Source organism: Gilliamella sp. Fer4-1 (assembly GCF_001690515.1).
Taxonomy (GTDB): Bacteria; Pseudomonadota; Gammaproteobacteria; order Enterobacterales; family Orbaceae; genus Gilliamella; species Gilliamella apicola_C.
Genome location: NZ_LZGZ01000003.1, coordinates 1 through 5,352, shown reverse-complemented (window position 1 = coordinate 5,352; position 5,352 = coordinate 1). Strand labels below are relative to the sequence as shown.

Here is a 5,352-nt window from a genome sequence, read left to right as displayed (position 1 = left end):
CTTGCATTTCTTCAATCTCTGGTGAAATACCATATAAAAGTATTGGTGGCAGATATTCCATTTGCGTATATAAAGTTGATACTTTGACGGGCTCTAATAAATTATCCATTAAATCGTTGTGATATTTTTTATAATTTTGTTCTTGTTGTCCTATGGTTAAACTTGGTAATAGTTTTTTACCTTTTAATTTATCGCCTTTGGAGCCATAAGCAAATTGGTAAGTAAATACTTCATCAAACCATATTTTTAATATTGCCGGCATGTTAAACCAATACATTGGATATTGTAAAACGATAAGGTCATGTCTGAGTAATGCGGCTTGCTCCTCTTGTACATTGATTTGATAGTTTGGATAAAGCTTGTGAATATTGCGAATTTCAATATCCTCAACTTTATCTTGTAATGTTTCGATAATTGTTTTATTGGCGATAGACTGTTTAATATTGGGGTGACCTAAAATAATTAATGTCATAATGATACTTTTTTCCTTTTTTGCTGTTAAAATGATAGTTACTCTAATTAGTTTATTTGTAAATAAACTTATAGCAATATCTATCAAACTTGATAGTTAGGTGAATTAATGCAAATAGATGAACAAAGACCATTAAAACGTTATAACAATAAAACTTATTATTGCCCTATTAGTTTGGCAATGGATTTAGTTGGTGGAAAATGGAAAGGGGTAATACTTTATTATTTGCTTTTTGGTGAAAAAAGATTCAGCGAATTGAAAACCATTATTCCTCATATTACCGATATGACATTAAGTATACAACTTAAAAAATTAGAGGAAGATGGGTTAATTACTCGACACGTTTTTGGTGATAAACCCCCTTTAAAAGTTTTCTATAAATTAACGCCATTTGGCGAAAAATTAGGGCCTGTATTAGAGCAACTTTGTTCATGGGCGTTGAATATTTAAGATTGATATAAGCATTGAGGTGGAATGATTAAAGGCAACCTACGGATTTATCTATTTTGTTAAAAAAGTTTCAGATAACTATGTGTTTAAGTATAAAAAACTAAAAAAATCACACAATCCTAATTTGGACAATCTTTAGTAGTTGTGATAAATTTTGGGCTTGTTTTATCTTATAAAGATGTTCAGATATGGCTTATACTCTCACCTACAATGATTTACCTGAAAATATCCAACATTGGCAAGGTTTACCTTTATCTTTAAATGGTTGTGAAGTAGTTCCATTAGATTACAATGCCGGTAAAACGGGTTGGATTATTTATGGGAAGAAGTTAAATAAAACGTTACTCTCAAAATTTCAAAGACAACTTGCTATGCCAATGGTAATTGTTTCATCTTGGAAAATAAAAACTTATCAGATTGTCCGTATTGCTGGCGTTATGCCTAAAAAAGCCAAAGCTATTTCATTAACATTAGGCATCGATGTATCGCCAATTGATAATTTACCAACACTCCATTCACCAGGATTATTGGTTATGGATATGGATTCAACGGCAATCAAAATTGAATGCATAGATGAGCTGGCTAAATTATATGGTGTAGGTCAGCAAGTTGCGGCTGTGACTGAACAAGCAATGCATGGTGAGCTTGATTTTGCAACCAGTTTACGAAATCGGGTGGCAACTTTAAAAGGAGCACATCAAGATCTTTTACAACAAGTAAAAGATAACTTACCGCTTACTCCTGGATTGACCTATTTAGTCAAAGAATTGCATAAAAAAAATTGGCATGTTGCTATTGCATCAGGAGGATTTACCTATTTTGCTGATCATTTAAAGCAGAAACTAAAATTAGCGGATGTTTATGCTAACGAATTAGAAGTCAAACATAATAAATTAACGGGCAAAGTAATTGGTCAAATTGTCGATGCAAAGTATAAAGCGCGAACTTTACAACAATTAGCGGCATCACTTGATATACCTATTGAGCAAACGGTGGCTATTGGTGATGGCGCCAATGATTTAATGATGCTACGTATTGCGGGTTTAGGCGTTGCCTATCATGGAAAACCTAAAGTGGTTGAAAAGGCTAAAATTAGTATTAATTATGCAGATTTAACTGGATTATGGTGTATTTTATCAACCAGTTTATTAAGTGAAGGTTAGGAGATTAAATTGGCAAAAACCGTTAAACGTGCTTATGTTTGTAATGATTGTGGAGCAGATTATCCTCGTTGGCAAGGTCAGTGTAGTGCTTGTCATGCTTGGAATACCATTACTGAAGTTAGACTAGCAAGTACTTCAACGCGCAATGATCGATTAACGGGTTACGCAGGTAGTGGTGTTGGTCAAACAAAAATTCAAAAATTATCCGAAATCAGTTTAGAAGCGTTACCAAGATTTTCAACCGGTTTTTCCGAATTTGATCGTGTGCTTGGTGGGGGCGTTGTGCCGGGTAGTGCGATTTTAATTGGTGGTAATCCCGGGGCAGGTAAAAGTACCTTATTACTACAAACCATGAGTAAGCTTTCATCACAAATGAATACGCTTTATGTGACGGGTGAAGAATCACTTCAGCAAGTAGCCATGCGTGCACACCGATTAGGTTTACCTGCTGATAATCTTAATATGTTATCAGAAACCAGTATAGAACAAATCTGCTTATTGGCTGAGCAGTCGCAACCTAAATTAATGGTGATTGACTCTATACAAGTTATGCATCTTGCTGATATTCAATCCTCACCGGGGAGTGTTGCGCAGGTTCGAGAAACCGCCGCTTATTTAACGCGCTTTGCAAAAACAAAAGGTATTGCCATTATAATGGTTGGGCATGTGACGAAAGATGGCTCGCTAGCAGGGCCTAAAGTGCTTGAGCACTGCATTGACTGTTCCGTTTTATTAGATGGTGATGCTGATTCTCGTTTTAGAACATTGCGTAGCCATAAAAATCGGTTTGGGGCGGTAAATGAGTTAGGTGTGTTTGCGATGACCGAGCAAGGGCTTAAAGAAGTCAGCAATCCATCCGCCATCTTTTTAAGTCGTGGTGAGGAAATGCTACCCGGCAGTTCGGTTATGGTATTGTGGGAAGGTACTCGCCCATTGCTAGTTGAAATCCAAGCATTGGTTGATCACTCGATGTATGGCAACCCAAGGCGTGTGACAGTAGGCCTTGATCAAAATAGGCTGGCATTATTGCTTGCAGTGTTACACAGGCATGGTGGATTACAAATGGCCGATCAAGATATTTTTGTGAATGTTGTTGGCGGCGTTAAAGTCACTGAAACTAGCGCTGATTTGGCATTGATTGCCGCATTAGTATCAAGTTTTCGTAATCGCCCATTACCACAAGATGTCGTTATTTTTGGCGAGATAGGTCTTGGTGGTGAAATTCGCCCCGTACCAAGTGGGCAAGAGCGTATTTCTGAAGCGGCTAAGCATGGCTTTAAAAAAGCGATTGTGCCAATCGCTAATATGCCCAAGAAAAAGCCCGAAAATATGCAGATTTTTGCCGTGAAAAAAGTGTCTGAAGCGCTAGATATTTTAGGTGATTTTTAAAAGCGATATAAATGATTAATAAAAAATTAACTATCAATCGATTAAATCACTCCGCCGATAATCGTATCGGCGGCAAGATAACATTTACACGCGATTAAATTACTCGCTAATATTCTTGTTAATAACAAATTTCATAACAAGGTTGATAGGCGCTTCCTCCTGGTAATTTCATTCGATCTTGTTTAATAAAACTACGTAATAAATTATCGAGTTGCTTCATGATTTCGGGATCACCTTGCAATTTGTATCGGCCATGCTTAGCAATTTCCTTCATACCGAATTCTTTTACATTACCCGCTACAATTCCCGAAAATGCTCGGCGTAAATCGGCTGCTAATAATTCAACAGGTTGATTTCGATGAAGATTTAATGAAGCCATATTGGCATGGGTTGGCTCAAAAGGGTGTTGTAGTGGTTCATCAATTTTTAGTAGCCAGTTAAATCCATAAGCATCACCTGTTTTTAAACGAGAAGATTTAACATGCTTAACACCATCTTTCATAATACGAGCCACTTGTTCAGGTGAGTCGATCACGATTTGGTATAATTTCGTTGCCTCATCACCTAATGTACTACGAATAAAATTATCAATAGCAGTAAAATACTCCTCACACTCTTTAGGCCCCGTTAATATCAGCGGTAATGTTTGATGTTTATTGGCTGGATTTAATAAAATACCAAGAATATAAAGTAACTCTTCGGCTGTTCCTGGGCCTCCAGGAAATATGATAATACCATGCGCCATACGTACAAAAGCTTCAAGGCGTTTTTCGATATCAGGCATAATAATCAGTTCATTTACTAATGCATTAGGTGGCTCGGCTGCAATAATTGAAGGTTCAGTCATGCCAATAAAGCGACTTTCTTTATAACGTTGCTGAGCATGACCAACCGCTGCGCCTTTCATCGGGGCTTCCATCACACCCGGCCCACAACCAGTACAAATGTTCAGCTCGCGCAAACCCAGTTGCATACCGACTTGTCGTGCATAATAGTATTCATTTTCGTTAATTGAATGCCCTCCCCAACAGACAACCAAATTAGGCTCTTCCCCCACATGTAGCGCATTGGCATTACGTAAAATTGAAAAAACCAAGTTTGTAATATAAAACGAATGATCTCTTTCAAATTTGATATTGGAGATAAGTTCTTTAATGGCACTGATTTGGCTATTTAAAAAAAGAATATCGCGCAGCACGGCAAAAAGGTTTGCTTGGATTGAACGAATAATTCGCCCATCAACAAAGGCACTTTCAGGTGCATTAATGAGCTCTAATTTTACGCCACGTTCTTTACTAATGACATTAATTTCAAAAGACTTAAATCTATCTAGCAAATCTTTAGTATTATCGGTTTTACTACCTGCATTGAGTGTTGCTAGCGAACAGTTTCTATATAATTGATAAAGCTCACTATTGGCAGATTTTTTTAGAATATCGACTTCAGCTTGAGCAAGCAAATCCATTGATCCTAAAGGGCTAATATGGGTTATCATCACAACCTCCATTTGATGGTTTTATCGATAAGGTGGCTATTATATACTCAAACTGATTGAATAAGTAAAGGGGATAAATTGGATAAAATCAAATAACCGCATTATTTTGCTAGACATTGTTTTAACTATAGGATTTCTGTATTTTTATTCTTTTCGGTTGGTAATAATACGAAAATTGGGTATCGTTCTTTCCTAGAAAGGTGATTATAATGGATAGCAATCGCCTTTCTACTTTCTTCACTTTACCAAGTTTAAAATTTAATCTAAAAAAGTTAAAATAAAAAATTAAATAAAATCAATAACTTTTCTGGCTGATTTTTAAGTGGAAATAGGTTAATAAAAATCAACTTGTTCATAGTCAAAAAATAATGCCTATGTTAGAC

5 protein-coding genes are annotated in these 5,352 nt (G+C 36.2%); 3 read left to right on the top strand and 2 right to left on the bottom strand.

Translation table 11 applies throughout. The features are described from left to right. A partial coding sequence (locus tag A9G30_RS00065) for an NAD(P)H-dependent oxidoreductase (RefSeq protein WP_065587682.1) occupies positions 1 to 472 on the bottom strand: 472 nt, incomplete at its 3' end. A 108-nt stretch (positions 473 to 580) separates the two neighbouring features. Here A9G30_RS00065 and A9G30_RS00060 point away from each other — a divergent pair. The 3 genes from A9G30_RS00060 to radA all read left to right on the top strand — a co-directional run bounded on the left by A9G30_RS00060 (position 581) and on the right by radA (position 3,474). Then, a complete protein-coding gene (locus A9G30_RS00060; RefSeq protein ID WP_065567396.1) occupies positions 581 to 922 on the top strand; it encodes a winged helix-turn-helix transcriptional regulator in 342 nt (113 codons plus the stop codon). Between the two features lie 188 nt (positions 923 to 1,110). Beyond that, the gene (gene serB, locus A9G30_RS00055) at positions 1,111 to 2,085 is read left to right on the top strand and encodes a phosphoserine phosphatase (protein WP_065587681.1); all 975 of its coding nucleotides are present in this window, start codon (positions 1,111 to 1,113) and stop codon (positions 2,083 to 2,085) included. A 9-nt stretch (positions 2,086 to 2,094) separates the two neighbouring features. Beyond that, on the top strand, positions 2,095 to 3,474 hold the full coding sequence (gene radA, locus A9G30_RS00050; protein ID WP_065567398.1) for a DNA repair protein RadA: 1,380 nt from the start codon (positions 2,095 to 2,097) through the stop codon (positions 3,472 to 3,474). A 118-nt stretch (positions 3,475 to 3,592) separates the two neighbouring features. Here radA and ppnN read toward each other — a convergent pair whose 3' ends face one another. After that, on the bottom strand, positions 3,593 to 4,969 hold the full coding sequence (gene ppnN / locus A9G30_RS00045) for a nucleotide 5'-monophosphate nucleosidase PpnN (RefSeq protein ID WP_065579918.1): 1,377 nt from the start codon (positions 4,967 to 4,969) through the stop codon (positions 3,593 to 3,595). Positions 4,970 to 5,352 lie beyond the last annotated feature (383 nt).

What these genes read in the sequence shown, in the direction of transcription:
- A9G30_RS00060 (WP_065567396.1), top strand. Translation starts at nt 581, where the DNA reads ATGCAAATAGATGAACAAAGACCATTAAAACGTTATAACAATAAAACT.
- serB (WP_065587681.1), top strand. Translation starts at nt 1,111, where the DNA reads ATGGCTTATACTCTCACCTACAATGATTTACCTGAAAATATCCAACAT.
- ppnN (WP_065579918.1), bottom strand. Translation starts at nt 4,969, where the DNA reads ATGATAACCCATATTAGCCCTTTAGGATCAATGGATTTGCTTGCTCAA.